Below are 26,708 nucleotides of genomic sequence, written 5' to 3'. Positions count from 1 at the left end.
GTGTCCGCAGGATGCGGGCACGCCCGTTGTGCCATTACGGGCTGGTTACACATGTCGTTGTTGTATGGAGGGGGCAATGTCGGTGTCTGAGCAGGATGAATCGGTTTACCTGGAGCCGCGCGGATCGTGGTCAGGCCAGTGGGCGGCGGCGGAAGGGGACGTCGACAGCCGGGTGGACGGCGCGTCCGAGTCGTGGCGGGTCCCGCGTTCCGTCGCGAACCCGTCACGGCTGCGGCTGGGAGCGGCGCGTCAGGTGATTGCGGCCGGGGTATCCGACGGGCTCTGAGCAGGCTGGCCAGCGGGCCTTGTGCCGAGGGCGTGGCACCGGACGAGTCGGTGCCACGCCCTCGGCGTTGTCAGCCGGCCGCCGTATGCGTGATCACAACTTTCACGCGCGCGACGGCCAGGGAGGTCAGTTGTAGATCATTTTTGGTCGGGTCAGCCCTGACCGGTCGCCGTGGTGGATGCCGGCCCCTGGCGGCGCCCGCCACGGCGCTGCTGGTCGGACCCACGGCCACCGGATGCGGAACCGCCGCGGGATGAGGACGCGCCCCACTGCTTGTCGGTACCGCGCCGTGAACCGCCGCCGGGCCGTCCCTGCGCCGGCACCCGGGAGGATGTCGACGCCGGCAGGGACTGGGTGGCGGTCCGCTGCTGCGGCAGGATCCGGGGAGCGGGAGGCCCGGCGAGGCGTGCCACTACCTCGGCGTCCGCGTCGGCCGGTTCCGGCTGGGCGTCGCTACCGGCGGCACGCAGCAACGCACGCACAATCCCGCGTTCCTCTGGAAGCGAGACGAGCACATCGGCACCGTGCGCGCCCGCTCGTGCGGTCCGTCCACCGCGGTGCTGGTAGGTCTTGGGATCGCTGGGAAGCCCCGCGTGCACCACGATGTCGACGCCGTCGACGTGAATGCCGCGAGCGGCCACGTCGGTGGCGACCAGCACCCGGTGCGCGCCGTCGGCGAACCCGGCGAGCGCCCGGGTCCGGGCGTTCTGCGCCATGCCGCCGTGCAGCGGCTGAGCGGGGACACCCGAGCGGGTGAGCTGCTCGGCGAGCCGGTCCGCACCCCGCTGGGTGCGGGCGAACACCAGGGTCCGGCCGGAACCGCCGGCGAGCGCGGTGACCAGACGGGTGTGGGCGGCCGGGTCCGCCGCTTCGAGGGCGTGCCGCGACAGTGTCGAGACCTGCGCGGTCTCGGAATCGATGGCGACGAGCACCGGCTCTGGCAGGTACTGGCGGACCAGTACCTCAACCTCCCGGTCGAGGGTCGCGCTGAACAGCAGCCGTTGGCCACCAGCGGGGGTGGCGTCCAGCAGCGCTCGCACGGCCGGGAGGAAGCCGAGGTCACACATGTAGTCGGCCTCATCCAGCACCGTGACCGCGATCTCTTCCAGGGAGCAGGCACCGCGTTCGATCAGGTCGGTGAGGCGCCCGGGAGTGGCGACGACGATGTGCACTCCGCGCCGCAGCGAGCTGATCTGGCGGGAGATCGACGTTCCGCCGTACACCGCGCGCAGCCGAAGGCCGAGCGGTCTGGCGAGCGGGTCCAGCGCGTCGTGGACCTGCTGGGCGAGTTCCCGGGTGGGAACGAGGATCAGGCCGCGGGGGCGCCCTGGCGTGACGGCGCGGTTCTTCGACAGCTCCGCGAGCATCGGCAGGCCGAACCCCAGGGTCTTGCCGGATCCCGTGCTCGCGCGGCCGAGAACGTTCTCACCGGCGAGGACGTCGGGCAGGGTGGCCGCCTGTACCGGGAAGGGAGCGGTAATTCCCTGGCGGGCAAGGGCTGTGACGAGGGACGGCGGCAAACCCGCGTCCGCGAAGGAGGTGACCGGCGGGCGCGGCTCGCGGGTCGGCAGTGTCGGGCGGGGCGGGGGCGCGGACCGGTTCGGTCCGTTCTGCTTGCCGCCCGGACGAGGGCCGCCGCGACCGCGGTATCCGCCACCACCACCGGGTCGGGAACGGCGGCGGGCAGGGGAGGGCTGAGTATCACCGTGCTGAGACAGGGTTCTTCCGTCCGTCGTGTCGAGGTCGCCGCGTGGATGCGTCGGCGATCATGTGGCAGCGATCGTGCGTCCAGCTCGGGCCGCGTCACCAGAGCATGATCAGATTAAACCCGTCCGGGTTCGCACCAACCTGCTGTCACACGGACCTCGGGTGCGTGGCCCGAAAACCGCGCACCATGGACGGCCTGTGGCCGCCAGCGTGTTCAGCGTACACCGATCACCTCCGGGGGTGCCGCTGACCTCCTCTGTTGCGATGAGATCTCGCGCACGCCGAGGCGGCGTGACCAGAAACGTGACCAGAAAGGAGCTCATAGCAACAGGCTTGTCAGTAGATGGATGACGAGCCCGGCGATCGCGCCGACCACCGTTCCGTTGATGCGGATGTACTGTAGGTCACGGCCCACGTGTAGTTCAATCTTGGTTGAGGTCTCGGTCGGTTCCCAGTTCGCGACCGTTTCGCTGATCACCGCGGTGATCTCGGATCGGTAGCGGTTGACGATCCATGCCACGATGTCGTTGGCTGCGGCGTCGACGCCCGCGCCCAGCCGCGGTTCCGCGGTCAGCCGCTCGCCGAGTGTCCGTAGCTCGTCGGCCATCCGGGTCCGCAGGACGCCGCCGGGATCGTCGGCAGCGTCGATCAGGATGGCCTTGGTGGCGTTCCACATGGTCGCGAGCGCCAGGTCGACCTCCGGATGATCACGGATGCGTTCCTTGAGCTTCTCCACCCGCTCGGCGGTGGCGGAGTCGGTGCGCAGCTGTTCGGCGAACCGGGCCAGAAAGTCGTCCAATGCCCGGCGCAGCCGATGGTCCGGGTCCGCGCGGACCTCGCTGATGAACCGCAGCGCCTCGGCGTAGGCGCGGGCCGCGATCGCCTCGTCGACGAATCGCGGTGACCAGGATGGGGCCTTGTCGGTCACTATCCGTAGCATTATTTCCGGATTGTCGCGCAGCCAGGCCTCCGCCTGCACGGCAACCAGGTCGACGAGACGATGGTGCAGCCCGCCGGCCACGATCCGGCCGAGCGCGGTGCCGGCGGCCGGTGCCCACGGGCGATCCATGACCCGGGCCAGGATGGTCTTCTCGACCACATCCAGCATCACGTCGTCCCGGATGCCCGAGATCGCGGCAGCCAACCGGCCAGATGCCTCCGCGGCGACCCATTCGGCGTGGCCGGGGGCACCGAGCCACGCCCCCATGCGCATGGCCACCCCCAGGCCCGCGATTTTCTCCCGGATCACCGACTCGGCCAGGAAGTTCTGGGCGACGAAGCGCTCGAGGCTGCGTCCCAGGTCGTTCTTGCGGTTCGGGATGATCGCTGTATGCGGGATGGGCAGGCCCAGCGGCCGGCGGAACAGGGCGGTTACGGCAAACCAGTCGGCCAGGGCGCCCACCGCCCCCGCCTCCGCCGCGGCCCGGACATAGCCGGCCCACGTCGGCCCGCCGCCGCTCTCCCAGCGCCAGAACACGACATAGACGACCACGACAAGGGCCAGCAGCCCGGTCGCGATCGTCCGCATCCGCCGCAGCCCACGCCGCAGTTCGGCGTCGTTGGGCGCCGCGGGCTCCGGTCGCGCGGGCATCGTCCTCCGCTCCTGGGCTGTCACGTCATGTGCTGTCCTGCCCTGTGCCGTCCCCGTCCCGCCGGTGCCGATCGGCCGCGGCGAATGCTCCGGTTACGACCGTACGGCCGCGACGTCTCGATGTGCGGCGGTCAGCCGCGGTCGTGACAGAGCTGTCGGCCCCGTGGGCGGGCCCCGGCGGCAGACACGCCACGGCGACCATTCCCAGGAGCGCGCAGTAAGCGCCGATCACCCGCCCCGAGCCGCCGTGGGCCGCCGCGAGCAGCTGGAGGGCGGCGCCGCAGGCGACGGCGAGGGTGCCCGTAGCGACGGTGCGGATCACCGGACTGAATGTGCTGGCGAGCACCGCTTGCCGGGCGGGCCCGGGGCTGGCCGAGACCGTCTCGGCCGAGATCGTCCCGGCCGAGGCTGTCCTGGTCATGGCCATGACCATGGCCGTCGCGCGGCGGGCCAGTCCCGGGCCGGCGGTGCTGAGCACGGGAGCCGCGAGCAGCGTGAGCAGCACGCCACCGACGGCGAATCCCACTGGGCCGCTGCGGTGCGGGGTAACGACGAACCAGCTGGCGACGGCGAAGACGACCAGCGGCGGACGGGACCCGAATGCATCGGGCGTGGGTGCGATGACGAGCAGCGGAGCGACGAGCAGCAGCAGGTAGTGGCTCCAGATGATCGGTGACGCCACGAGCGCGGCGGCAAGCGTGCCCGCGTACAGCGTCCGTTCGTCCGCCGTGTGTCGCATGCGCAGCCAGCATGCGATGAGCAGGCCGAGCGCCGCCACCCGGGCGATCCAGCTGGCCATGGTGAAGCCGAGACCGCTGTTGACCAGCAGGCCGGTGAGGCTGAGCCCCATCGGGGCCTCCGTGCGGCTGAGCACTGTGAGCATACCCAGGTAGGCGCGGGTGCCGACCGGGCTGATGAGCTCGGCCAGGGCGAACAGCACCGTGACGGCAACCGCGGCGACCGCGCTCGCTGTGGCCCGTCGGGTCAGCACCAGCCACAGCCAGACCGGTGCCAGGAACAGCTTGGCGTAGATGACGGCAGCCGCGATCATCCCCGCGCTGACCGGCCGGTCGCGGCAGCGCCACAGCGCGGCGAGACCGAGGAAGAGCACGGCGTTGAGCGTCCCCATCTGTAGGCCGGTGATGGTGCAGGACGCCATCACCACCAGCGCGTAGGTCCGGGCCTCCCGCGCGCCGGCGAGGTGGGCCGCGGCGATCAGCGCCGCGACCGAGAGCGCGATGAACGCGAGCGCCCCGTAGCGGCCGAGCCACGACAGCGGGACGAAGCCGAATGCGACCAGGTAGGGATAGACGTAGGCGAAGCCCGAGGAGATCTCGGCGGAACCCGGCGGCGGATAGGGGTCGCGGCCATGCCCGACGGCGCCGCCGGCACGCAGGAACACCTCGATGTCATAGTGCGGGAGCGGCACGATGTAGACCAGCCACACCGCGGCCACGACGGCCGCGAGCGCGGCAGCCCCCCCAGGCTTACTCACGCCAGCGCCGATCGTCGTCCGCTGAAAACGTTCAGAGCGCGTGTGAGATCGTCATTCCGGCTCGCCGCGTCCAGGCGCCCCCTGGCCGCGTTGTCGGCCGCACCGAGACGACTCATCCGGTATCGCTTCGGCCTTCCGCCTTGCCAGGGGGCGCCTGGGCGCGGCTCACTGATCGAAAGCCCGATCTCACACACGCTCTCAGCGCCCGCAGCCTGCCAGTACCCGCGACATGTGAACACCACGCCCGCCTCGCCCGTTGACGTCCTCGACATCGTTGCGCATGCCGCGGTGAGGGGGCACACGCCGCCGGTTCCGGGACCGCGTCAACGCGCGGTGGGGCGTCCAGAGCTCGGCTCGCCCGACCGCCGCCCGGCGGTGGCGCCGGCATGCCGGCCACGTCGTCCCATCCACTTGCCTATTACCCTGGGGGGGTATACGGTCCGCCCTGTGATACCCCGAGGGGGTAGCGGATGGTGAGGGTGCGGTGAAGAACAGATGGGCGTGGCCCACGGCTACATCGGCAACAAGGACGACTACCGTAAGCGGTTACGGCGCATCGAAGGCCAGATCCGCGGCTTGCAACGGATGGTTGAGCAGGAGGAGTACTGCATCGACATCCTGACCCAGGTCTCGGCGGCGACCAGGGCGCTGCGGGCGGTGGCGCTGGGCCTGCTGGATGAGCACCTGGCGCACTGCGTCGTGGGGGCCGCGGCGGCCGGCGGCGACGAGGCCGACCGCAAGGTACAAGAGGCCTCGGAGGCGATCGCTCGCCTGCTCCGGTCCTAAGTGGTCGGCGCCGGAAGTGCATCCAGGGCCTGCCGGCGTCAGGCGGCGCCTCGCTTCATCGCTCCCCGCACATCGCTTCGCGATGCACGGGTACCCCGGCTCGTCGGCCCCGGTAGAACACCGCTACCGGGGCCTCCTCCGCCTCGCGACGCATCCACCTGGCATCCGACAGCCCCCGAAGGACTTCCAGCGCCGACCACTGAGGCGTGTTTCGAAAGTCAGCTGTCCGGCTCCCGGACCGAACGACGGCTTCCGAAGCACGCCGTACGAGCAACCGGCAACAAAGGAGATGCACGATGAGCGTGACAGCGGACGCTGCGCATCCTGTCGACCTCGGGGAGATCGACCTGTCGATCGGGGGGATGACCTGCGCGTCCTGCGCCGCCCGTATCGAGAAGCGGCTCAACAAGCTCGACGGTGTGACCGCCGCGGTCAACTACGCCACCGAGCGGGCCCGGGTCGTCTATCCCGGTCGGCTCACCACGGCGGCTCTGATCGCCGAGGTGGAGAAGGCTGGCTACCGCGCGTCCGTACCCCAGCCGGAAACGCGGCGTCCGGCGCGGCCGGGGAACACGGCGGCGCGTGCCGCTGGCGAGACCGGCGCGGCAGCCGAGATGGATCAGACCGGCCCGCTGCGGGCCCGGCTGGTCAGCTGCACCGCGCTGAGCCTGCCGGTGCTGCTGCTCGCGATGGTGCCCGCGCTGCAGTTCGACAACTGGCAGTGGCTGTCGCTGGCGTTGGCCGCGCCGGTCGTGCTGGGGGGAGGGCTCCCGTTCCACCACGCGGCGTGGCGGAACCTGCGGCACGGCGCGGTGACCATGGACACGCTGATCTCGACCGGCACGCTCGCGGCGTTCGGCTGGTCGCTGTACGCCCTGTTCCTCGGTCATGCCGGCGACCGCGGCATGACGATGCGGTTCACCCTCCTCGCCACTCGGGACAGCGCCGCGAACAGCATCTACCTCGAGGCCGCCGCGGTGGTGACGACGTTCATCCTTGCCGGGCGGTACTTCGAGGCACGGGCCAAACGCCGGGCCGGCGCGGCGTTGCGGTCCCTGCTGGACCTGGGGGCGAAGGACGTCGCGGTCCTGCGCGACGGGCGGGAGCAGCGGGTCCCGGTCGACCGTCTCGCTGTCGGCGACCGTTTCGTCGTCCGGCCCGGCGAGAAGATCGCCACCGACGGAGTGGTCGAGGAAGGCGCCTCCGCGGTCGACGCGAGCATGCTCACCGGCGAATCAGTACCGGTCGACGTCACGGTGGGCGACGCGGTCACCGGTGCCACGCTGAACGCCAGCGGCCGGCTGCTGGTCCGCGCGACCCGGGTCGGCGCGGACACCCGGCTCGCGCAGATGGCGAAGCTCGTCGTCGATGCGCAAAGCGGCAAGGCCGCGGTTCAACGGCTCGCTGACCGGGTCTGCGCCGTCTTCGTTCCCTTTGTGATCATTCTTGCGGTCGCGACCCTCACGGTCTGGCTCGCGCTCGGCGCCGGGGTGGCAACCGCGTTCACGGCCGCTGTCGCGGTCCTGATCGTCGCCTGCCCGTGTGCGCTCGGCCTCGCCACCCCCACCGCCCTGCTGGTCGGCAGCGGCCGGGGCGCGCAGCTCGGCATCCTGATCAAGGGGCCGGAGGTGCTGGAATCGACCCGGCGGATTGACACCGTCGTGCTCGACAAGACAGGGACGGTGACGACTGGGCGGATGAGCCTTGTCGATCTTGTTCTTGCGCCCGGCACTGACCCCGACGAGGTGCTGCGGCTGGTCGGCGCGGTCGAGGACGCCTCCGGCCATCCGATCGGCCAGGCGATCGCCCGCGCCGCGCGGGAACGCCTCGGTGACCTGCCGGCGATGGCGGACGTGGCGGATTTCACCGCCCTCGGGGGCCTCGGTGTGCGCGCGGTCGTGGCCGGTCACACGGTCGTCGCCGGTCGCCGGGGCCTGTTGGCCGAGGAGTCGCTACGTGTCCCGGACGAGCTCCAGCTGGCGGCACGGGCCGCTGAGGAGGCTGGTCGGACACCGGTCTTCGCCGGCTGGGATGGCGCTGCCCGCGCGGTGCTCGTCGTTGCCGACACCGTCAAACCCACCTCGGCCGACGCGGTCCGCGGGCTGCGTGCCCTCGGCCTGACCCCGGTGCTGCTCACCGGCGACAACACCCGCGCCGCCCGCGCCGTCGCAGGCCAGGTCGGCATCGACGAAGTGATCGCCGAGGTGCTTCCCACGGACAAGGCCGACGTCGTGTCCCGGTTGCGGGCACAGGGCCGGGTCGTCGCGATGGTCGGGGACGGTGCCAATGACGCCGCCGCGCTCGCCTGCGCCGATCTCGGTCTGGCCATGGGAACGGGAACGGACGCCGCGATCGAGGCCGGCGACCTCACTCTCGTCCGCGGGGATCTACGCGCCGCGGTCGACGCCATCCGCCTGGCACGGCGCACCCTCGCCATCATCAAGGGCAACCTGTTCTGGGCGTTCGCCTATAACATCGCCGCGCTGCCGCTCGCCGCCGCGGGTCTGCTCAACCCGCTGATCGCCGGTGCGGCGATGGCGCTGAGCTCCCTGTTCGTGGTCTCGAACAGCCTGCGGCTGCGTCGCTTCCAGCCCGTCGGTGGCCCCGCGACCGGCGAGCCGGGCGTCGCGGCAGCCCGGATGGCAGGCCAGCGGAGGCCCACCGTCGATGCCACGGCCGCCGGCGGCCGGTAACCGACTGCCCGGCTATCGAGTGCCCGGCTACCGGCGGCACGGTCCCGCGCCGCCGGCAGCCGGCGGGGCTACAGCTTCGCGAGCAATGTCCTCATTGTCGTGATCTCTTCTGACTGGCTGGCCTGGATCCCGCGCGCGAGCTCCTTGGCCGGTTCATAGCGGCCGTTCTGCTCCTCGGCTCTGGCCATGCTGATCGCGCCCTCGTGATGAGTGATCATCATCGTGAGGAACATGCGGTCGAACCCAGGACCGCTGGCGCCTGTCATCGCCGCCATGTCGTCGGCTGACATCATGCCCGGCATCATCGACATCATGGGCATGGCGGCACTCGACGCCGGAGGCATGCCCATGCCCATGCCGTGGCCCCCGCTCTGCGGAGTGGCCGTGGGCTCGCCCCAGCTCCGCAGCCAGCCCGTCATCGTCGTGATCTCGGGATCCTGGGCGCTTCGGATCGTCCGTGCCAATGACCGGACCTCCTCACTGGCGGCCCGGGCCGACGCCAGATCGGCCATGTCAACAGCCTGCTGGTGATGCGGGATCATACCCTGGGCGAACGTGACGTCGGCGGCGTTGTGATCACTGTTTGCCGACGCGCTGGATGACGCGGCGGCGGAATGCGTGGTGGAGCTGGCGGGGGAACTGCCGGTGCCGCACGCGGCCAGCACCATGGCGCTGAGCAGCGCGGCCAGAAGCGGCAGAAAACGCTTCATCGCAATGAGGTCCTTACGTGATCGTCAGTAGGCGGATGTCCGGACAGCGGACATGACCCGTCGCGAGACACGGCAGCGCGGGCGCGGTCATGCCGCGGGCCGGTCTACAGACGAAGCACGCAGAGAGCGGCAGGATCGGGCGGTTGAGGTCTCCAGGCACGGGGTAACCCACGCCATCCCGTACCCCGACCGGCGGCTGCCGGCTGTCCGGCGGCCGCGGCGGCCAACAGCCACCCGGAGAAAGCGGCGAACTGGAGCAGTAGATCGATCGTGCTGGACGCCCGGAGAAAGGCACCGCACAGCGGGCCCGGATGGGTGTTGTGCCCCGCTGGCCCGTCTGGCGCGCCCCGGTCCGGGCAGTCGGGTGACCCCGCGGCCCGTGTCCGGATGGTCTGCGCGACAGCGGCGGTCTGCGCGACAGCGTCCGCCCTCGATGGGTGGGACATGAGCGGGTGGGCCGCGGACAGGTGAGCCATGGAGCTGGGCGGCAGCCCTCCCAGCCCACCGTGCATCACCAGCAGGCCCAGGAGGAGCAACGGCAGCACCGCGATCACACGCCACGGCCTGGCCCGTACCGCTCCCGATCCCGTCCGCACGCTTGTGAGTGTGCCTCACCGCGGGCTACGCCGTGGGAGAAGGCCCGATCTGATCCATTCGATGCTGCCCGGGGAAGGGCCGGAGGTGCCTTCGGGGAAGGCGGTATGTTCAGCGGCTGACTCCGCGCACCGGCGCGTGGGGTTGTGCGGGAGGGGCGGACGTGTCAACGAACCCGCGGGCGGCCTCGCTGGACGGGCGAGGGGCTGCCCTCTGGTGGGCCGCGCGGATCCCTGCCTGGGTGCTTCCAGCGTTGATCTGTGCCTGGTTCGCCGCGGCGCTGGCCGCGACGGCCGGTGACGCTCCCGCCTGCTCGGTCGCTCACCCGGGTGACTGCGGCCCGGATCTGGGCTCGGCGCTGCTCGGGGTGTGTCTGCTGGGCGTCCCGGTGCTGCTGTGGTGGTCGCCGGCGGCCGGGTGCACGGCCGGGATCGTGTTCTGTGTCGCGGACGTGCTCGTCGACACCAGGGGTCCTGCCAGCGTCGTACTTGTCGGGTATGGGATGGCATGCGCCGCGGTCGCGGCCTGGCTGGTTCGGGTGCGCGTGGGCCAGCGGGCCATCACTGATCATTTGGCCGGTGTGCGCGTGCTGCTCGGGTGGGTCCGGCCCGGCGGCCTCCGGCGCTCTCGGTTACTGGCCGTGGCCGCATTCGCCGTCATGGCAGCTGGACTGTATGCCTGGTACGCCCACCTGGGCGCTGTCGAGGACCGTCACCTCGCCGCGGCCGAGGTGCAGAGCGTCCAGATCGTCGCGGTGGGCAAGGGCAAGATCACAGTCGTTCTCGCGTCGGGGGCGCGCCGCACCCTGGCGGTGGCCGACACGGCTGGCTATCCGACAGGCTCGTCCGTGCCGGTCCGGACCGATCCAGGTGATCCCGGCTGGGTCCGCCTCCTGGCCGAACCGGACGACCCGACCGGGTGGGCCGCCGGCGGGTTCGCCGCGGCGGCGATCGCGGCCGCGTTGATGTCGCGGGAGTGGGTGGGATGGCGTGCCCGTCGCGGTCTTGTGACCGGTCGGCACCGGGGCATCCACGTAAGGATCATGACAGACGAGCGTGGCGCGGTGCTCGTCTACGCCGCGGACGACGTGCGCGGAGAACGGCCGCTCGCGGTCGTCCCCGTCCGTTGGGCGGCCGGCGCGGCCAGCGCGGCTGGGCCAGGGCAGGTTGGCGCTGGCCGCCCCGATGAGCCCGGCCAGCCTGGTGATCTTCATGGCCGCGGTGAATCCGGCGGATTTTCCGATGAACGGGCGTTCGGGCGGGCCTGGCGGGGTGAGGTCGACGACGCCGTCACAGCCTCTCCCGCCATGCTTGTCGGCGGGCTGCACGATGACGCCTGGCCAGCCTTTGTCATCGGGGACTATGCCGTCGGGGACTCCGCCGGTGGTGCTGATGTGCTGCTGCCCGTTGCCCCGCTGCGGACGTTCCGCTCACCGCCGAGCAGTTGGTGGCGGTTGCTGCGGGGCGGCTGTGGCCCGCGGGCAGCCCAACACGGGCCGGGCGGGGACGACACCGCGGCCGGTGGTACCGGTGGCACGGCCACCGGATACGGCTTGCCCGGCCGCCCCGTACCGGCGGGCGACGCCGACGCGGCCGTGCCCGCTTTGCCCACCGTGCTGCGAGGACCGGGCAGGTACCGGGCGGCCGGCGCGACAGCGCTGGGTGGTGGGCTGTTCGGTGCTCCGATCGCCGTGCTGCTGGGGCTGGACGTCGTACCCGCGGTATGGCTCGGGGGCGTTCTGCTGGCCAACGGGCTGTTTGCCGCCGGCCGGTCCGTCATCCTCGATGAGCGCAGGCTGACGGTCCGCGGCCCGATGTTCGTCCACAGCGTGGCCTGGGGGCGCCTGCACGGCGCTCGGCTTGTCGGTGACCGCCTTGTCCTGGCCTGGGAGCCGGCAACGGTGGTGGCGGTCGGGCCGTTCGCGCCGGTGGGGGAGTCCCCCGGCCGGCGGGAACAGACGGAGCGGACCGGCGCCGCGATGATGACGTTGCGTGCGCGGGCTGTCGCGGGAGCCGCGGCCACGGGTACGAGCACGGGCGCGCGGCTTGGCCGGCAGGTGACGCGCGCACCGGGATTCGGGTTTGTGGTGGTCGCCGCGTACGTCCTGCTCGTGACCGCCTCCTGGTGGTGGCACGCCCACGGCGGCTGACCCGTTTCACCTCTGGGCGCGGGGGCCGGCCCGCCGGTCAGCGAATGTCGAGAAGGTCAGCGGCGAGCAGGCACAGGTCATCCTCCCGGCCGCTGGGGCCGGCCACCTCGTCCAGCAGCCGGTCGCACGCTGCGTCCAGGCCCATGGTATTGGCGCCGGCGGCGACGGCCGACAGGAAGTCGAGCCGGTCGGATATGGAGGTGTCCCGGCGCTCGACCAGCCCGTCGCTGTAGAGCAGCAGACGTGCGCCTGGCGGCAGGGCCATGGTGTCCTGCCGGTAGACGAGGTTGTCCACGGCACCGAGGATCGGGCCGTGGACTTCCTCCAGGAAGGCCGGGCTGGCGCCGTCGAGCACCAGCGGTGGGGGATGTCCCGCGCATGACCAGGTCAGCATCTGGTTGGTGACGTTGAGGCAGACGACCACCGCGGTGGCGTAGACCTCCGAGCCGGAAGCCGTGAGGCTGGCCGACAGCTGGCCAGTGATCGCGGCGGGGGACTGCCCCAGCATCGCGTAGGCGCGCGCCGCGTGCTTGAGCTCGGCCATGACCGTGGCCGCGCGTAGCCCGTGGCCACCGACGTCGCCGACGATCAGCATGAGCGAGTCGTCCGGGAGCGCCAGCGCGTCATACCAGTCGCCGCCGACGTCGACGTCACGGCCCGCCGGCAGGTATCGGGCGGTCAGGTCCACTCCGGCCACGGTCGGCAGGTGCCGTGGCAGGATCGCCTGTTGAAGTGCTTCGGTGACCGAAAGCTGTCGATCATATAGTCGCGCCCGTTCGATCGCGTGGGCGCAATGCCCGGCCAGGGTCGTCAGGAAGGCCCGCTCATCGGTATCGAAGATCTGTTCGGATGCCCACCCGAGCAGGATGACCCCGATCGGCCGTCCCGATATGATCATCGGGAGGTGGGCCACGCGGCCCAGCCCGGCCATCTCGAGGAGGGCCCCGACATGGGGATAGTCGGCCAGGTACTCCGCTCGGGAAGCGTCGAACCGGGCATGCGCCGTGCGCAGGACGTCCGAGGTGGCGGTGGCCGCCCGGCCGGAGATCCGTTCCAGGACGCGGTTGACCTGTTTGGACTGTGTGGTCGGGCCGACCATGCACAGCCGTCCCTCCTCACCGACCAGTATGATCGCGGCGACGTCGGCGCCGAGGTCGTCACGGGCGGAGCGAGCCACGGCATTGGTGACGTCCGGAACGGTCAGGGCTTGGCCGAGCGCGGCGGTGACGTCGAAAAGCTTGCGGGCCCGGTCCAGCGCCGACGACAGTGATCGGATCAGCTCCGCACGCTGTGCCTCCGCGCGCTGACGGTCGTCAACGTTGCGGAAGTACACGGTCATCCCGTCCGGCGCGGGAAACAGGCGGATTTCGAAATAGCCGGCGAGCGGCCCGTAGTATCCCTCGAACTCCACGGGGACCTGCGTCCGCTGGGCTTGTAGGTACAGTTTTTCGAACGCCGAGCCGATTATCTCCGGATACACGTCCCACATCGGTTTCCCGAGCAGCTCGGACGGGTCATGGCCGAGGAGCCGGCCCGCGACCGCGTTGACGAACACGAACCGGCCCTCGTTGTCGTACACCGCCACACCGTCGCTGACATGCTGCATGGCGCGCCCGGCCTGTTCGCGCTCGTGGCGCAGCTCGGTGGTGTCGGCGCAGACTCCGGCCAGGCGGACGATCTGGCCCGTGGCGTTGGTGATTGTCCGGCCGCGCCCCTGGAGCCAGGCGTGTGAGCCGTCCGGGCGCATCACCCGGTACTCCTCCAGGATGGAGCCACCGCTCGCCAGCGCCATGGCGATCCGAGCCTGGATGTTCGGCGCGTCGCCGGGGTGAACGAGGGCCAGGAACGCCTCCATCGTCCCATCGAAGGCGTCCAGGTCGATGCCGTGCAGCTCGGCGGTACGCCGGTCCCAGCGCAGCGTTTCGCCAGCGACATCCCAGTCCCAGACACCCACGCACGCGGCGTCCAGCGCGAGCAGTAGATGATCGAAAGTGTTGGCATCGGGCGCGAGCGGCGTTGGTCCGTCAACGTGCCAGGACGCTGGTGCCACGGTCTCGGCGGGCGGCCGCGCGTCGCAGTGGGCTGACTGGCCGCGGTTACCCGTCCTGCCCATGGGGCCTCGGCGATCGCTCGGCAGATCATGGCTTGTCCGCCCAGGACCGGGCGGCGGTGTCGACACGGCTCGACAGTCAACCACGAGACCTCAGGTGCGTTCAGCAAAGGGAACGGAACAGGCCAGTATCTTGGCGCAATGTTACCGCGAGGCACCACCGCCAGGGTGGTTCTGCTCACGGTCGCGGGTGTGTTCCGCAGCCCGATCACTGGTGCCAGCGGGGTGGCGGTCTGCACCCTTGCCGCTGGTGCCCCTGGTCGGAAAGCATGCGATCATGGTTGTTGCGTGCTCGGAGACCTCAGGGGAGGTGCTGCTCGGGGAGCTCAGCGGGAACCTCGGGGAGCTCAGCGGGAATAGGGAGCCGGCCCCCCGGCGACGCCGGTATCGAGCAGCTTCGTCACCTCGTCCGGCGCGAAGCCCCAGCTGGCGAGCACATCGCCGGTCTGCTCGCCGGGCAGTGGCGGTACCGCGCCGAGTTCCGCTGGGGTGCGGCTGAAACGTGGTGCCGGCGCGGGCTGCACCACGCCGTCGCGTTCGACGAAGGTTCCCCGCGCCTGGAGGTGCGGGTGGCGCGGCGCCTCGGTGAGCGACAGTACCGGCGCGGCGCAGGAGTCCGTGGCCAGCAGGAGGCTGGCCCACTCGTCGCGGGTCCGGGTACGGAACACGGCCGCGAAACGTTCCTTGAGCGCGGGCCAGTGGGCCTGGTCGTCCCGTGCCGGCAGGTCGGCCGCGGACAGCCCCAGGCGGTGGATTAGTTCGTCGTAGAACGGCCCTTCCAGCGCACCGACCGCGATGTAGCCGCCGTCGGCGGTTTCGTAGACCTCGTAGTAGGGTGCGCCGGTGTCGGCGAAGTTCGTGCCGGGCTCGTCGCGCCAGCGCCCCTGGGCGAGCAGCCCGTGGAACAGGGTCGTGAGCAGGGCGGTGCCGTCCACCATGGCCGCGTCCACCACCTGGCCTCGCCCGTGGGCACGCGCGTCCAGCAGAGCGCAGACCACACCGAACGCGAGCAGCATCCCGCCGCCGCCGAAGTCGCCGACGAGACTGAGCGGTGGTACCGGCCGCTCTCCGTGCCGCCGAAAGTTGTTCAGGGCACCGGCGAGGGCGATGTACGTGATGTCATGGCCGGCGGTATGCGCGAGCGGGCCCTGCTGCCCCCAGCCGGTCATCCGGGCGTAGACCAGCCGAGGGTTGCGGGCAAGGCAGACGTCCGGACCCAGCCCAAGGCGTTCCATGACCCCGGGCCGGAATCCTTCGATCAGCGCGTCCGCGCTCTGCGCGAGTCTGAGCAGCGTCTCGGTACCGGCGGGGCTTTTCAGGTCGAGAGCCACCGACCGCCGGCCGCGGTTCATGGCGTATCCGCGGGGGTCGGCCCCCTGCCGGCTCTTCTCGTAGTCGCCGCCCGTGGTGGCGCGCGTGAGCCGATCCACCCGGACGACATCCGCGCCCATGTCGGCGAGCAGCATCGCCCCGAACGGCGCTGGGCCCAGGCCAGCCATCTCCAACACCCGCACGCCCGTGAGCGGCCCGGTCATGAGCGTCTCCCCTCGTCCTGGTGGCTCGGTTGTACAGCTGACTAATCTGAATAAATGATAGAGATATACGGTGCCGCCGGCCCCCCGGCGGCAGCGGCGGCGTAGCCACAGGAGGCGGGATGATCAGCGAACCGGGAGACACCGCAGGAGACACTGACAAACCGGTTGTCGTGAGCTGGCCCCGGCCGTCGGTTGCCCAGATCACGCTGTCCCGCCCTGACCGGCTCAACGCTCTCACCTTCGGCATGGTCGGGCAGCTTTCCGACACGCTCGCCCGGCTCGGTGCGGATGAGCGGGCCCGCGTGGTCGTGCTCACCGGGGCTGGCCGCGCCTTCTGCGCCGGCCTGGACCTCGCCGGGCACGTCCGGGGCGCGATGGGGCGCTCCCGCGGACCGGCCGAGCGGCTGCGCGGGCAGGAGGCCTTCGCCGCGATGGTGCGGACCATCCGTGCGATCCCGCAGCCTGTCGTCGCCGCGGTCAACGGCGCGGCGGCCGGTGCCGGGATGGCGCTGGCGCTGGCCGCCGATGTGCGGCTGGCCGCTGTCTCGGCGCGTTTCCACGTTGCCGCCGTCAAGATCGGATTGTCCGCGGGGGAGTGCGGCATCAGTTATCACCTGCCCCGCCATGTCGGCTCGTCCCGCGCTTTTGAGATCATGCTTACCGGCCGGCCGGTGGATGCCGCTGAGGCGGAGCGCATTGGTCTGGTCTCCCGGATGGTCGACGACGCGGATCTGCTCGACAGCGCGCTGGAGACCGCCGAGGCCGTCTGCGCCAACAGCCCCTTCGCGGTGGCGATGACCAAAAAGATCATGTGGGCGAACCTCGACGCGGGGTTCACCCCGGCGATCGAGCTGGAGAACCGGACCCAGATCCTCGCCGCCATGACGGCGGATTCGGGCGAGGCAATGCGCGCGTTCGTCGAGAAGCGCCAACCCGTTTTCACCGGAGAGTAATACCGTGGAATATGATCAGAACCCTTACGAACAACTCCTCTATGCCGTCGAGGAGAATGTCGCTACGATTACGATCAACCGGCCCGAGCGGCGCAATACCGTTACGTACCAGGTCCTCGACGAACTGATCGACGCCGTTACCCGGGCGGGGGCGGATGATGACGTGCGCGCGGTCGTGGTCACCGGCGGCAGTGGGCCTTTCTTCTCAGCCGGTACCGACCTGTCCAGCGGTGACGGGTACGACGCCGCGGCGGCGGACTTCAAACCGTTGCGCGGCGGGACCAGGGACGTCGGTGGGGAGCTGGCGCTGCTGATCTACGATCTACCCAAACCGGTGATCGCCGCGGTGAACGGGACCGCGGTCGGGATCGGCATCACCATGATTCTTCCGATGGACGTGCGCATCGCCGCGGACAACGCCCGCTTCGGGCTGCCCTTCACCCGGCGGGGGATAATCCCCGAGTCGTGCGCGAGCTTCTTCCTGCCGCGGATTGTCGGGATCTCCAGAGCGGTCGAATGGGCCGTGACCGGCCGGATCTTTCAGGCCGCGGAAGCGCTGGCGGCGGGCCTTGTACACGAGCTGCTCCCCGCCGCCGACGTGTTGCCCCGGGCGCGGGAGATCGCCATCGAGATCGCCCACAACACCTCGGCGGTGTCGGTCGCCCTCACCCGCCAGCTGATGTGGAAGCTTCTTGATGCCGATCATCCCATTGAGGCGAACCGGCTGGAGTCACAGGCGCTGCTCGCGCTCGGCCGGATGGCCGACGTCCCCGAGGGCGTGGCCGCGTTCCGGGAGAAACGGGCGCCTGCCTTCACCCTGCGCCCCAGCCGTGACCTACCCGGCTTCTACCCGTGGTGGGCCACCCCCTCCTTCGAGGAGTGACCAGCGGAGGGAGGCGCCCTGCGTGGGGCGTCGACCGACGAGCCGGGGTACCCGCGCATCGCGCAGCGATGGACGGGGAGCGATGACGCCAGGCGCGTGCCCCAACCCCGCGACGCCGCGTCCCCTATTGTCGGGCGCTCTTACATGGCGGAAACCACAGGTGGGGTACGCCCACGGCGGCCGATGCTGCTCAGCCGGCAAATAGCATCGGGATGTGCGGGCCGGTGGTTTTCCTCAAATTTCCTGTCATCTCCGCGGGCACGGCCCCGGCCGCGATCTCGGCCGGTGACCGTACTCCCGGGCATCAGCACCCAGGCCGTCGGGCCTGTCGGGCGGCAGCGGACCGCTGCCTACGGTGTGTGCCGGCATGCGGACGGCCGCGTTCCGCTGCCGCGGGCCGCGCCGACCACCTGCCTGTCTGGCCAGCGGTTCCTGCCGGGGGGCGGACTCGGCTTCGGTGAAGCCCCCGAGGATGTCCTCGCCCGCGAGCTCGTCGCGGAGACCGGGCTGACGGTATCCATCGCCGCGCGATGCGCGGGTACCCCGGCTCGTCGGTCGACGCCTACAACCAGGGCGGCTCCCTGCGCCGCCGCGCGATGCGCGCGCCCCAGCCCCGCTCCTTGATCCGCGGCCCTGCTGCCGGGCGCTCTGATGCTGGCGTGACGGTCTGGCTCGGCGCCCGGATCGTGGGTGCTGGTGGTAAACCGGCCGAACTGGTCATTCGGTCGTTGCCGGCGGAGGAATGCATCCAGATGTTTCCGGCGTGACGGGCGGGTCCTGACTTCCACACGGCTTCCAGCGGCGTGAAGAGAGCTATGATCATGGCTTTCAGTCAGCGAGGAGAACATGGTGATGAATCGGTCGACTGTGTTGCTTGAAAGAACTGGGCGGATGTGCGGGACCGTCTTTTTGGCGACATCTGTGATCGGAGCCGCGCTGGGCGGGACAATGAGTTATCTGGCCGCGAACGGTACCGAAGCCGGCGCGCCCGGCGTCGGCATGGCCACTGGGGTGACAGGCAGGCCACCGCAGGCCACCGCCACCGGTACGGTCCCACCGGCCGCGGCACCTGATACGGCCGACCCGGACATCGGTGCCTCGCCGGCCGTCGGGCCCGCTCCACCAGCGGCGCTGGCGCGGCGGGAGGAGCCGGCGGCATCCGACACACAGCCGGCCAGCGGTGCCGGAACAGCCACCGGTGGGCCCACCAGCAGCGATACCGAATCCGGAGCGGCACCCGCGCCGGCGCCCGCACCGGTGCCAGCCGCCTCGACGCAGCAGCCGGCGGCGGACCCGGCCACGACGGCACCCGCTCCCAGCCCGACAGCGCCGGCTCCAGCGGCCACGGCGTCACCGTCCGCGGCGCCGAAGCCTGTTCCGCCGGAGAACGGCCGGTGACGATCTGACGGTCTTCATGGGTGGCTGCCGCCATCGCTATGGGCCAGCGTATTTACTGTTCATTGATCTATATCTATATTTGTCATAATTTTTGTTGATTGATATCTCTGTGGCCGCTGGCAGTGCGCTGGCGGCCGTTCGCGTGTAAGCGATAAAATTATATTAAAATAATAGATATGATTGCCGTGGTTGTGGTTATCCACAGCGAACACGCGGCGGCCCGGCGGCCCGGTGCGATACGCCCGCTGGCGGGACCGGGCTGTGCTGTCGGAAAAGCTGTGCCGCCGGAAAAGCAAGGGCCCGGCCTGGCACAGCCCGGAACTTCCTCGGCACAGGCGTGCCGGCTGGAGCGTGGGGTATGCCCAGCCAGGTGTGCCCAGCGTTTTTCCAGTGGTGCCGACGGCATGACGGGACGGTGGTCGCGTCGCTTTCGGCCCGCACTGTGACATGGCCGGAGACGACATGACCGGAGACGGATGTGTTCCAGGAACGAGCAAAAATGCTGCCCGGACGTCCCGACCTGTTTGTCATCGATATACCGAGGCCTGTTCTCGTCGGGCTGGGGAGCGCTGTCCTGTTGCTGGTCGTCCTGGCCCTCGTCGGGTCGCTGGACTCGCTCGCGCTCGCCGCGGTGCTCAGCTACCTGATTCTTTACGGCTTCTCGCTCGTGCTGCTGCGCTCACCCCACCAGGCCGGATCAGGCCGGGCGGACGCCAGCGGGCGGGCCCGGCGCGGTGTCGTTAGAGCGTGTGTGAGATCGGGCTTTCGATCAGTGAGCCGCGGCCAGGCGCTCCCCGGCAAGGCGGAAGGCCGAAGCGATACCGGATGAGTTGTCTTGGTGTGGCCGACAACGCGGCCAGGGGGCACCTGGGCGCGGCGAGCCGGAATGACGATCTCACACGCGCTCTGAGAAACGCGCTCTGAGAGTGGCTGGCACGAGGGCGTGCCCCAGCCCCGTGGCGCCGCGTCCCCTACTGCCGGTCGCTTTTCGTCATCCAGGTGAGGTCATTCTCGGTGATCCTTAGCCGCGCCGCGATCTCCTGGCTCGTCCGGCCGGTCTCCACCGCTTCACGAAGCGCCTGATTACGTATGGTTCGTAGCGATGTGCGCTGGGCGCAGTCGGTCCAGATCAGATCGTTTGCGGCGACCGCCCGTTCGATTGGGTCGGTGATGGCAAGCACCTCGTCATGGGATAGCACGCGACGATAGTCGCCGCTCCGCGCGGTTCTGGCAATGCCCGCGTACGGCAGAGTTCGAACGGCAGCTACCAGCTGTCCAGGTCCCCGGGGCTGACGTTGCCGCCGAATGGGTAACGTGCTGTCGCGTCAGCACTATATACCGTACCGTTACCGTGAGGCAGCCCGTGTGCGGCAGTCAGGCGACGCCGCCGTGTTCCGTGGTGGGCAGCGTCCGCCGCCGGTCGTGACGGTCCCGTACCCGTAGGTAGATCTCCAGGGAGAGGTTGAGCAGGAGGTGCCCCTCGTGGGCCGGCCGGCGGAACGTGCCCGGCTGGACGCCGAAGAGGCGGGCGGCTCGTTCACGCCGCTGGTCAAGCGTGAGGGCGAGGGTACCCGGCCACAGGCACAGCATGATCCCGGTCGCCTCGCTGTGCGGCTGGTCCAGGGTGGCGACGGCGGCGGTGAGCAGGCGATGCGCGAGGATCGCCCGGTCGTGGATTCCCTGGCGGGGCATGCCGGCCTCAACAGGCCAGACCAGGTCGACGAACTCCGGCGTATATGTGACCAGCTCGGCGGGCCGGCCACCACGGCGGAGTATCCGGACGAGCTGGTTGCGAATCTGTTGCACATTGGCTGTGTCCATCGGGTGGTTCGGTCGTTCCCTTCGAGATGACCTGTGAGGACCGTCTTTCGTAGCGGCTCATGCCAGTTTCTTGCCAGGCGCGTGCCCCGCTGGCCGCATCGGCTTTCCGCCTGCCAGCCTTCTACCAGTTTCCGTATCTGATTCTGGCATGACACCGTGCGTCGAATCTGCCCGGTACGGGTGCTGCACTCTGCCACGGCCGCGATGTTCACTGTTCGGTGACGGGCGGAACGTGGGCTGGCAGCGTGACAGGCATGATGCCGTCCGATCGTTGATCGGTCGTTGCGGCTGCCCCGAGCGGGCAGGTGATCGGAGGGTTGCCGATGAGCATGGAACCACAGCTGATGTCGGAGCCAACGGCGGAGCAGCGGTTGTACGCCGCTGTCCGCTTCGCGGGTGACGACCGGTCGAGCGTCGCTGAGGTGGCGATCCTGTTCGAGAGCGCCGCGGCGGCCGATGACTATGCGCTCGGCTGCCGGTGGGACGATTATCTCGTCGGTGCGATCCGTTTCCATCTTCCGCCGCGGGCATGCCGGGTGCGGTGGGTCGCATGATTGAGGGTGACCGGCAGCAGGGGGCGCGGCGTCGCGGGGCTGGTGCCCGCGCCTTGGCCTCGTTCCTTGATCTACCCCTTGCCGTCGGAGCGGCTTGGCCGTGGTGCGGCGGGACGCCGCGCCGGCCAGCGGCAGCGCTGTGGTTGTCGGTGCGCCGCCGAAGGCCTCCACAGAGATCCGTCAGGATGGATGCGTGGTGGTGCGACAGGCGGCGATGAATCGGGTCAGCTCGTTCACTCGGTCCGACCGGGCGTCAACCGCGCGGTTCACCACCCGGATCAGGTGATCGTAGGCGTCGGTGTGGTCGTAGCGGGCGGTGTCCGCGATCCGTAGTGCCCACCGCCAGTAGCCCTTGATCGTGTCTGCGAGCGGCATCCGGAACTGTGCTATCACGTCCCGGATCGGTTCCACCGCGGCATCGCCGTAGGCGATCAGATAGCGCTCCACCATGTCAGCCATGAACGAGAAGTGCCGGGCCTCGTCCCGGCCGAGCCGGTTCAGGATTTCCCGCAGCACCTCGTCGGTGACAACGGCACGCAGCTGCTGGTAGTAAAGCTGGGTCGCCTTTTCCTGCACGAGGGTGTAAGCGAAGAGCGAGATCGGATTGTCGTGGGGCAGGCTGAACGCCCGCCGGCCTTCCGCGGCCAGCTCCAGGCGCAGGTGCTCGGGCTCGGCGAGCCCGGAGGCCACCTGGTAACGGAAAAGAGCACGGGCGTGGCTGTCTTCTTCCTGCGCCCAGCGAACCGTGAAATGGTAAAGCTCCCGGTTGCGCGCGAACTCCTCGGGGCTGACCCGCTCGTCCAGCGGGAAACGCTGGTTGTAGAGAGCGAAGTAGCCGGGTAGATGGTCTTCGATCAGGGTGATGAAGCGGACCGCGGACTGCTGCCCGTCGGTCAGCTTCCCGCAGTCCGCGCTGTCCCAGTCGAAGTCGGTCTCGACGTCGAAACGGCGCGCGGCCGGCCCGGCGGCCATGAACGATGTCACTGCTTGCTCAATGTCGGCTGCGGGCAGTAGTTGGTTTGTCTCCTGCTGGGAGGCTGTCGTGGTCCGGGTCACGGCCATCGTTCCCCCTGACCGGGTCATCGGGTTTTCCGGCAGGTCAGGGCGTAGTGCTTGGTGGTGTACCCCCACCCGGCGTTGGCGATCTCCAGGTAGCGCTCGAGCCGCTCGGCCAGACCAGGTTTGATCCTTTCGATGTCGGCGGCGCTGGCACGGACGTTGGCCAGCCAGTCGTCGATCGTGCGCCGGTAGTCGTCGGTCAGGTCGTCGAGACTGCTCAGGGAGAAGCCCGCGTCCTCGGCGCCGCGAACAAGCTCGGACACAGGTCGCAGGTCTCCCCAGCCGAAGATGGAGTCGCCGACGAACCGAGTACCGGCGCGTTGGTGGAACGTCGTGTGGGCGGCCGTGCTGCGGAAGCAGCTCTCGGACACATACAGGCAGCCACCGCGGCGTAGCAGCGTCCGGGCCCGGCGGAACGCGGCGGTCAGATCGGGCATGTGCACGATCGACCCGAGCATCGTCACCGCGTCGAAGCTGCCGCTGGGGAGGCTGGTTTCCTCGAAGTGCCCTCGCAGCGTGGTGACGCGCGTGGCCACCCCGAGCGCCTCGGAACGCGCGCGGATGTACTCGTGTTGGCGTCCCGCCGGGCTGATGCCGACCGCCCGGCATCCGTGCTCCCGGGCCATGAACAACAGCAGCGATCCCCAGCCGCAGCCGACGTCGAGCAGCTGTTCGCCGCCGCGCAGGCCGAGCCGTTCGGCGACGAAGCGCAGTTTGTTGATCTGTGCCTGCGCAAGTGTGTCAGACGGTGACTGGTAGCGCCCGGCGCTGTACTTACGTGACGGGTCCAGGAACAGGCCGAAGATTTCCGGGTCGAGGTCGTAGTGCTGGTTGGTGTCGGCGACGGCGGTCAGGGCTGTCCCCGCGGCCGGCGTCATGCTGGATCCAGCGCGAGTGCGCCCGCGACCACCAGGGCGACGTCGTGGATGGACGAGAGGGTGAAGATATCCTCGTCGTCCAGCTCGACGTCGTAGTGGCGCTCGATCCTGGCGATCATCCGGAGTACCTTGACCGAGTCCGCGCCCTGCATCGACCGCAGGTCGGCGGACGGGGTCACGCTGCCGGCGGCGAGGCCGAGTTCCTCGGTCACGATCCCGGTGATCGCGGCGACGATCTGCTCATGGCTGGCGGACATCAGTGCTCCTTCGAAGGATGGTGGTGACGGGCGCATACGCCCGTGCCTGTCATGGCCGTGCCTGTCATGGCCGCGCCTGTCATGCCAGCGATTCAGCCAGGGCACGCCGGATGCGGGCGCCGCTGCCGAGGTCCAGGCCGGTCAGGGTGCCGAAGGCGCGGCGGATCTTCACATGGAGCCGGTCGAGCTCGCCAGCACCGGCGATCCGCGTCAGGAAGAACTCGAAGCCGGTGTCGATCGTCTCGTGGTCCTGGAGCTCGGGCAGCTCGCTTTTGAAGACGCTCACCGGATGCTTGATCCGGGCATCGGACGTGTAGACGTGCAGCGTCTCGAGAACTGACGGTAGCTCGTCCGGGTGCCCCGCCAGCCGCCGACGGGTGAAGTGGATGAACTCACGGGCATGTGCCGCCTCGTCGCGGCTGGCGGTACGCATGATCGTCCGCAGGACTGGTTCGGTGACCCAGTCGGACAGCGCCCGGTAGACGTGGTTCACCGTCAGCTCCGAGACGATGTTTGTTGCCAGCGTGGCGGCTGGTGTGCTGCCGGGAGCGTACGGTTCGCGCATCGCGTCCACCGGAGCGGTGTCGACGGGGATGCCCAGGGCTTCGAGCCAGGCGCGGAAGGCGTAGTGGTGCTGGAGCTCCTGGTATCCCCAGATCGCCACGAACGCCGAGAAGTCGTAGTCGTCGACGAACTCGTTGAGGAAGCCGTGCTGCGCCGCGATCGAGTTCGCTTCGCCCATCACCGCGCTGCGGGCCATCGTGACATGCTCAGGACGCACCAGATCGCGATCGATCTGGTCGAGCGGGAGGTCGGCGAGTCGCCACTGGTGACGCTCGTACTGCTGGAAGACGTCGTAGCTGTGCATCGGGTTCCCTCGGGCTGGTCGGGTGGGCCTGGTCGGGTGGGCGCCGGAGCGCCGGAGCGCCGGAGCGCCGGAGCACTGGCCCGGCGGCGTCAGGTCGTGGTCTGCCACTCCTGCTCGCGGGCGGCCAGGCGTTGGAACTTCCCGCTCGACGTGCGCGGGAGCGAGCTAGGCGGCAGCAGGCGCACTGTCAGGTCGGACAGGCCGAGCGAGCCGATGACCTGCGCACGCAGGTCCGCGGCGAGCAGGTCCCGGGCGGTCGGGTCGCTCAGGCTCGTCTCCGCGAGCAGCGTCATGAGCTCCGCTCCGTCGGTGTGCCGAGCCGCGACAGCGACACACCGGCGCTTGAATACTCCGGGGATGTCACGTGCGATTCCCTCCACGTCTTCGGGGTAGAAGTTCACGCCGTGCACAATGATCATTTCTTTTCGGCGGCCGGTGACGAAGAGTTCCTCCTGCCGGCGGAATCCGAGGTCTCCGGTGCGAAGCCAGCCATCGGAGGTGAACAGGCCGCTGTCGCTCCCCTCCGCCACCAGGTAGCCGGACGTCACCGAGTCCCCGCGGATCTCGATCTCGCCGACCCGGTGGTCAGCGGCGGGTACGCCATTGATCACCGGGTCGGCGATCCGTACCTCGACGCCCCGGACGGGCCGGCCCACGCCGACGACACCCCGTGCCTGGGGGTGCCCGCGCGGCACCTCGTGGGCGGACGCCGCATTGGCCAGCCGGTCACGGTCGACCCAGAGCGACGTGGGCAGGCATCCCAGTGACGGGAACGTGACCGCCAGGGTCGCCTCGGCCATCCCGTAGACCGGGAACATCGTTTCAGGCGCGAAGCCGGCGGGCGTGAAGCGTTCGAGGAAGCGCTCGATCGAGGCAGCCGCGATAGGCTCGGCACCATTGAAGGCGATCCGCCAGCGCCGCAGGTCCAATCGGGCCGCGTCATCCGCGGATACCGCCGCGACCAGCTGGTCGTAGCCGAAGCTCGGAGCGGTGGAGATCGTCGCTTCGACGGCGAGGAACTCGCGCAGCCACCCCGCCGGATTCTTCACGAACGAGGCCGGCGACCACACTGTCATGGGTATTCCACGCATAATCGCGCAAAGAGTGGCAAAAAGCCCCATGTCGTGGAAGAGTGGCAGCCAGATGCCACCGCCGTCGCCTGGGCCGAGAGCGATGCCCTCGCTGATCGCCTCGATACCGGCGAGCGCGTTGCCATGGGTGAGCCGTACTCCTTTGGGCGCCGCCGTACTCCCGGAAGTGAACTGCACGATGGCGAGGTCCGTCGGAGCAACCATGGGGAGCCTGCCGGCCGCGCCTGTGCCGCCGCGCAGGTCGTCGGTGCAGACGAAGGTGGTCTCGCCCATGGACGCGCTGAAACGGCCGGCCAGCGCGCGCAGGCGGGATGAGACCAGCACGCGGCGCATCCCCGCGATTGATGAGATCCGCGCCAGCCGGTCCGCGTGTCCACGAAGATCACGGGCCGCTGTCGGCAGCGGCAACGGGCACGCGGCCGCACCGGTCCTGGTGACAGCGAACAGGGCCCGCAGGAACTCAGGTGCGTTCTGGCTGAAGATACCGACCCGGCTGCCAGGCCCCACACCGTCTTCGGCCAATGCGTGGGCTATCGACAGCGACGACTCGGCGAGGTCCCGCAGGGAAATCGCCGCCGGTTCGGAGGGGAAGCGGACGGGAGTGTCAGGGCTGCGTACGGCAATCTGGTCGAGTGCTTCGTGCAACGTGCCGGCGAGCATGCGGCCTCTCTCTGCCTGGTGAAGGTCGACCTGGTGAACACCGTCATCATCCGAGATTTTTTGCTGCTACGACGAATGCCGTCAATGTTTATTTTCTGGCTGTATTGATCTATTCGAGCGGGCAATCGGCCGTGACTGGGCACGCGCGTCGTCAATAATTATTTCAACGACTTTTGTAACCGCTTTGCGGGTTGTTCACCGGGCGGACGGCCAGCGCTGTTCGAATGAGCCAAGGTGCGCCGGCCGTTTCGGCTGCCGTTTCGGCCCCGGACGAAGCCGGTGGCCGGGCCGGGCCGGGCCGGGTGCGCGGCGCGGCGCGGCGCGGCGCGGATTGTCGTGCATCGGGCGTCGGCTGGTCGGCTGCTCCTTCGCTCGGGGGCTGCCCGCGGCCAGGCGACGCGGGCCGGGACTTAGAGCGCCCGGCAATAGGGACGCGGCGTCGCGGGGCTGGGGCACGCACCTCACCGCATCGCTCCCCGTCCATCGCCGCGCGATGCACGGGTACCCCGGCTCGTCGGTCGCCACCCAACACCAGGGTGACTCCCTCCGCCGCCTCGCGATGCACGCACCCCAGCCCCGCTCCTTGATCCACGCCCCTATTGCCGGGCGCTCTTAGTGGTCGCCGCCGGA

The 26,708-nt window shown here is 69.8% G+C and carries 24 protein-coding genes; 10 read left to right on the top strand and 14 right to left on the bottom strand.

Annotated features, from left to right (window positions below; translation table 11 throughout):
• Nucleotides 1–82 precede the first annotated feature (82 nt).
• The gene (locus tag MJ777_RS12270) at nucleotides 83–286 is read left to right on the top strand and encodes a hypothetical protein (RefSeq protein WP_239376184.1); all 204 of its coding nucleotides are present in this window, start codon (nucleotides 83–85) and stop codon (nucleotides 284–286) included.
• Nucleotides 287–438: 152 nt separating this feature from the next.
• On the opposite strand, the gene MJ777_RS12265 is transcribed toward MJ777_RS12270, so the two are convergent.
• From MJ777_RS12265 to MJ777_RS12255, 3 genes are all read right to left on the bottom strand, one after another.
• A complete protein-coding gene (locus MJ777_RS12265; protein ID WP_239376207.1) occupies nucleotides 439–1,734 on the bottom strand; it encodes a DEAD/DEAH box helicase in 1,296 nt (431 codons plus the stop codon).
• Nucleotides 1,735–2,312: 578 nt separating this feature from the next.
• Nucleotides 2,313–3,584, bottom strand: coding sequence for a DUF445 domain-containing protein (locus MJ777_RS12260; protein WP_239376182.1), 1,272 nt, complete (start codon nucleotides 3,582–3,584; stop codon nucleotides 2,313–2,315).
• Between the two features lie 25 nt (nucleotides 3,585–3,609).
• Nucleotides 3,610–5,079, bottom strand: coding sequence for a glycosyltransferase 87 family protein (locus tag MJ777_RS12255; RefSeq protein WP_239376180.1), 1,470 nt, complete (start codon nucleotides 5,077–5,079; stop codon nucleotides 3,610–3,612).
• A gap of 495 nt (nucleotides 5,080–5,574) precedes the next feature.
• Here MJ777_RS12255 and MJ777_RS12250 point away from each other — a divergent pair, with 495 nt between their 5' ends.
• Nucleotides 5,575–5,865 carry a metal-sensitive transcriptional regulator gene (locus MJ777_RS12250; protein WP_239310028.1) on the top strand — a complete coding sequence of 97 codons (291 nt, stop codon included), beginning with the start codon at nucleotides 5,575–5,577 and terminating at the stop codon, nucleotides 5,863–5,865.
• 296 nt (nucleotides 5,866–6,161) lie between these two features.
• Nucleotides 6,162–8,558 carry a cation-translocating P-type ATPase gene (locus tag MJ777_RS12245; protein ID WP_239376171.1) on the top strand — a complete coding sequence of 799 codons (2,397 nt, stop codon included), beginning with the start codon at nucleotides 6,162–6,164 and terminating at the stop codon, nucleotides 8,556–8,558.
• 68 nt (nucleotides 8,559–8,626) lie between these two features.
• On the opposite strand, the gene MJ777_RS12240 is transcribed toward MJ777_RS12245, so the two are convergent.
• Entirely contained in the window at nucleotides 8,627–9,268 is a 642-nt protein-coding gene (locus tag MJ777_RS12240) for a DUF305 domain-containing protein (protein WP_239376161.1), read from the bottom strand.
• 104 nt (nucleotides 9,269–9,372) lie between these two features.
• The gene (locus tag MJ777_RS12235; protein ID WP_239376159.1) at nucleotides 9,373–9,822 is read right to left on the bottom strand and encodes a hypothetical protein; all 450 of its coding nucleotides are present in this window, start codon (nucleotides 9,820–9,822) and stop codon (nucleotides 9,373–9,375) included.
• A gap of 203 nt (nucleotides 9,823–10,025) precedes the next feature.
• Here MJ777_RS12235 and MJ777_RS12230 point away from each other — a divergent pair, with 203 nt between their 5' ends.
• Nucleotides 10,026–12,011, top strand: a complete 1,986-nt coding sequence (locus MJ777_RS12230; protein ID WP_239376158.1) for a hypothetical protein — start codon at nucleotides 10,026–10,028, stop codon at nucleotides 12,009–12,011.
• Nucleotides 12,012–12,048: 37 nt separating this feature from the next.
• Here the strand turns inward: MJ777_RS12230 and MJ777_RS12225 are convergent, their stop codons facing one another.
• Entirely contained in the window at nucleotides 12,049–14,124 is a 2,076-nt protein-coding gene (locus MJ777_RS12225; RefSeq protein ID WP_239376156.1) for a SpoIIE family protein phosphatase, read from the bottom strand.
• Between the two features lie 344 nt (nucleotides 14,125–14,468).
• A complete protein-coding gene (locus tag MJ777_RS12220; RefSeq protein ID WP_239310034.1) occupies nucleotides 14,469–15,656 on the bottom strand; it encodes a CaiB/BaiF CoA-transferase family protein in 1,188 nt (395 codons plus the stop codon).
• Nucleotides 15,657–15,775: 119 nt separating this feature from the next.
• On the opposite strand from MJ777_RS12220, the gene MJ777_RS12215 reads away from it, so the two are divergent.
• The 5 genes from MJ777_RS12215 to MJ777_RS12195 all read left to right on the top strand — a co-directional run bounded on the left by MJ777_RS12215 (nucleotide 15,776) and on the right by MJ777_RS12195 (nucleotide 19,719).
• Nucleotides 15,776–16,609, top strand: a complete 834-nt coding sequence (locus MJ777_RS12215) for an enoyl-CoA hydratase/isomerase family protein (protein WP_239310035.1) — start codon at nucleotides 15,776–15,778, stop codon at nucleotides 16,607–16,609.
• A gap of 4 nt (nucleotides 16,610–16,613) precedes the next feature.
• Nucleotides 16,614–17,492: an enoyl-CoA hydratase-related protein gene (locus tag MJ777_RS12210; protein ID WP_239310036.1), complete on the top strand. Its 879-nt coding sequence runs from the start codon at nucleotides 16,614–16,616 to the stop codon at nucleotides 17,490–17,492.
• A gap of 285 nt (nucleotides 17,493–17,777) precedes the next feature.
• Nucleotides 17,778–18,116, top strand: a complete 339-nt coding sequence (locus MJ777_RS12205; RefSeq protein ID WP_239376154.1) for an NUDIX domain-containing protein — start codon at nucleotides 17,778–17,780, stop codon at nucleotides 18,114–18,116.
• A 228-nt stretch (nucleotides 18,117–18,344) separates the two neighbouring features.
• Complete coding sequence (locus tag MJ777_RS12200) at nucleotides 18,345–18,890, top strand: hypothetical protein (protein WP_239376152.1); 546 nt, start codon at nucleotides 18,345–18,347, stop codon at nucleotides 18,888–18,890.
• 478 nt (nucleotides 18,891–19,368) lie between these two features.
• Nucleotides 19,369–19,719 carry a hypothetical protein gene (locus MJ777_RS12195; protein WP_239376150.1) on the top strand — a complete coding sequence of 117 codons (351 nt, stop codon included), beginning with the start codon at nucleotides 19,369–19,371 and terminating at the stop codon, nucleotides 19,717–19,719.
• 142 nt (nucleotides 19,720–19,861) lie between these two features.
• Here MJ777_RS12195 and MJ777_RS12190 read toward each other — a convergent pair whose 3' ends face one another.
• Both MJ777_RS12190 and MJ777_RS12185 read right to left on the bottom strand, forming a co-directional pair.
• Nucleotides 19,862–20,089 carry a hypothetical protein gene (locus MJ777_RS12190; protein ID WP_239313552.1) on the bottom strand — a complete coding sequence of 76 codons (228 nt, stop codon included), beginning with the start codon at nucleotides 20,087–20,089 and terminating at the stop codon, nucleotides 19,862–19,864.
• Between the two features lie 175 nt (nucleotides 20,090–20,264).
• Complete coding sequence (locus tag MJ777_RS12185; protein WP_239313554.1) at nucleotides 20,265–20,711, bottom strand: hypothetical protein; 447 nt, start codon at nucleotides 20,709–20,711, stop codon at nucleotides 20,265–20,267.
• A 323-nt stretch (nucleotides 20,712–21,034) separates the two neighbouring features.
• Between MJ777_RS12185 and MJ777_RS12180 the strand changes: the two genes are divergently transcribed.
• Nucleotides 21,035–21,265: a hypothetical protein gene (locus MJ777_RS12180; protein ID WP_239313556.1), complete on the top strand. Its 231-nt coding sequence runs from the start codon at nucleotides 21,035–21,037 to the stop codon at nucleotides 21,263–21,265.
• Nucleotides 21,266–21,445: 180 nt separating this feature from the next.
• On the opposite strand, the gene MJ777_RS12175 is transcribed toward MJ777_RS12180, so the two are convergent.
• From MJ777_RS12175 to MJ777_RS12155, 5 genes are all read right to left on the bottom strand, one after another.
• Nucleotides 21,446–22,327 (bottom strand): acyl-ACP desaturase, encoded by an 882-nt coding sequence (locus tag MJ777_RS12175; RefSeq protein WP_239376148.1) that lies wholly within the window; start codon nucleotides 22,325–22,327, stop codon nucleotides 21,446–21,448.
• 17 nt (nucleotides 22,328–22,344) lie between these two features.
• Complete coding sequence (locus MJ777_RS12170) at nucleotides 22,345–23,202, bottom strand: cyclopropane-fatty-acyl-phospholipid synthase family protein (protein WP_239313559.1); 858 nt, start codon at nucleotides 23,200–23,202, stop codon at nucleotides 22,345–22,347.
• Nucleotides 23,199–23,459 (bottom strand): acyl carrier protein, encoded by a 261-nt coding sequence (locus MJ777_RS12165; protein WP_239313562.1) that lies wholly within the window; start codon nucleotides 23,457–23,459, stop codon nucleotides 23,199–23,201. The genes MJ777_RS12170 and MJ777_RS12165 overlap by 4 nt, the downstream gene beginning before the upstream one ends.
• Nucleotides 23,460–23,538: 79 nt before the next feature.
• Nucleotides 23,539–24,327 (bottom strand): ferritin-like domain-containing protein, encoded by a 789-nt coding sequence (locus MJ777_RS12160; protein WP_239376146.1) that lies wholly within the window; start codon nucleotides 24,325–24,327, stop codon nucleotides 23,539–23,541.
• A gap of 89 nt (nucleotides 24,328–24,416) precedes the next feature.
• Entirely contained in the window at nucleotides 24,417–26,078 is a 1,662-nt protein-coding gene (locus MJ777_RS12155; protein WP_239376144.1) for an AMP-binding protein, read from the bottom strand.
• Between the last annotated feature and the right edge of the window lie 630 nt (nucleotides 26,079–26,708).

It is taken from the genome of Protofrankia sp. Cj5 (assembly GCF_917627405.1).
Taxonomy (GTDB): domain Bacteria; phylum Actinomycetota; class Actinomycetes; order Frankiales; family Frankiaceae; genus Protofrankia.
Note: the sequence above shows the minus strand (reverse complement) of the source record. Positions and strands in the feature narration are given on the sequence as shown.

Excerpts from the sequence above, each read along its gene's own strand:
- MJ777_RS12260 (WP_239376182.1), bottom strand. The coding sequence starts at position 3,584 with ATGCCCGCGCGACCGGAGCCCGCGGCGCCCAACGACGCCGAACTGCGG.
- MJ777_RS12250 (WP_239310028.1), top strand. The coding sequence starts at position 5,575 with ATGGGCGTGGCCCACGGCTACATCGGCAACAAGGACGACTACCGTAAG.
- MJ777_RS12245 (WP_239376171.1), top strand. The coding sequence starts at position 6,162 with ATGAGCGTGACAGCGGACGCTGCGCATCCTGTCGACCTCGGGGAGATC.
- MJ777_RS12240 (WP_239376161.1), bottom strand. The coding sequence starts at position 9,268 with ATGAAGCGTTTTCTGCCGCTTCTGGCCGCGCTGCTCAGCGCCATGGTG.
- MJ777_RS12225 (WP_239376156.1), bottom strand. The coding sequence starts at position 14,124 with ATGGGCAGGACGGGTAACCGCGGCCAGTCAGCCCACTGCGACGCGCGG.
- MJ777_RS12220 (WP_239310034.1), bottom strand. The coding sequence starts at position 15,656 with ATGACCGGGCCGCTCACGGGCGTGCGGGTGTTGGAGATGGCTGGCCTG.
- MJ777_RS12215 (WP_239310035.1), top strand. The coding sequence starts at position 15,776 with ATGATCAGCGAACCGGGAGACACCGCAGGAGACACTGACAAACCGGTT.
- MJ777_RS12200 (WP_239376152.1), top strand. The coding sequence starts at position 18,345 with ATGAATCGGTCGACTGTGTTGCTTGAAAGAACTGGGCGGATGTGCGGG.
- MJ777_RS12185 (WP_239313554.1), bottom strand. The coding sequence starts at position 20,711 with ATGGACACAGCCAATGTGCAACAGATTCGCAACCAGCTCGTCCGGATA.
- MJ777_RS12180 (WP_239313556.1), top strand. The coding sequence starts at position 21,035 with ATGAGCATGGAACCACAGCTGATGTCGGAGCCAACGGCGGAGCAGCGG.
- MJ777_RS12175 (WP_239376148.1), bottom strand. The coding sequence starts at position 22,327 with ATGGCCGTGACCCGGACCACGACAGCCTCCCAGCAGGAGACAAACCAA.
- MJ777_RS12170 (WP_239313559.1), bottom strand. The coding sequence starts at position 23,202 with ATGACGCCGGCCGCGGGGACAGCCCTGACCGCCGTCGCCGACACCAAC.
- MJ777_RS12165 (WP_239313562.1), bottom strand. The coding sequence starts at position 23,459 with ATGTCCGCCAGCCATGAGCAGATCGTCGCCGCGATCACCGGGATCGTG.
- MJ777_RS12160 (WP_239376146.1), bottom strand. The coding sequence starts at position 24,327 with ATGCACAGCTACGACGTCTTCCAGCAGTACGAGCGTCACCAGTGGCGA.
- MJ777_RS12155 (WP_239376144.1), bottom strand. The coding sequence starts at position 26,078 with ATGCTCGCCGGCACGTTGCACGAAGCACTCGACCAGATTGCCGTACGC.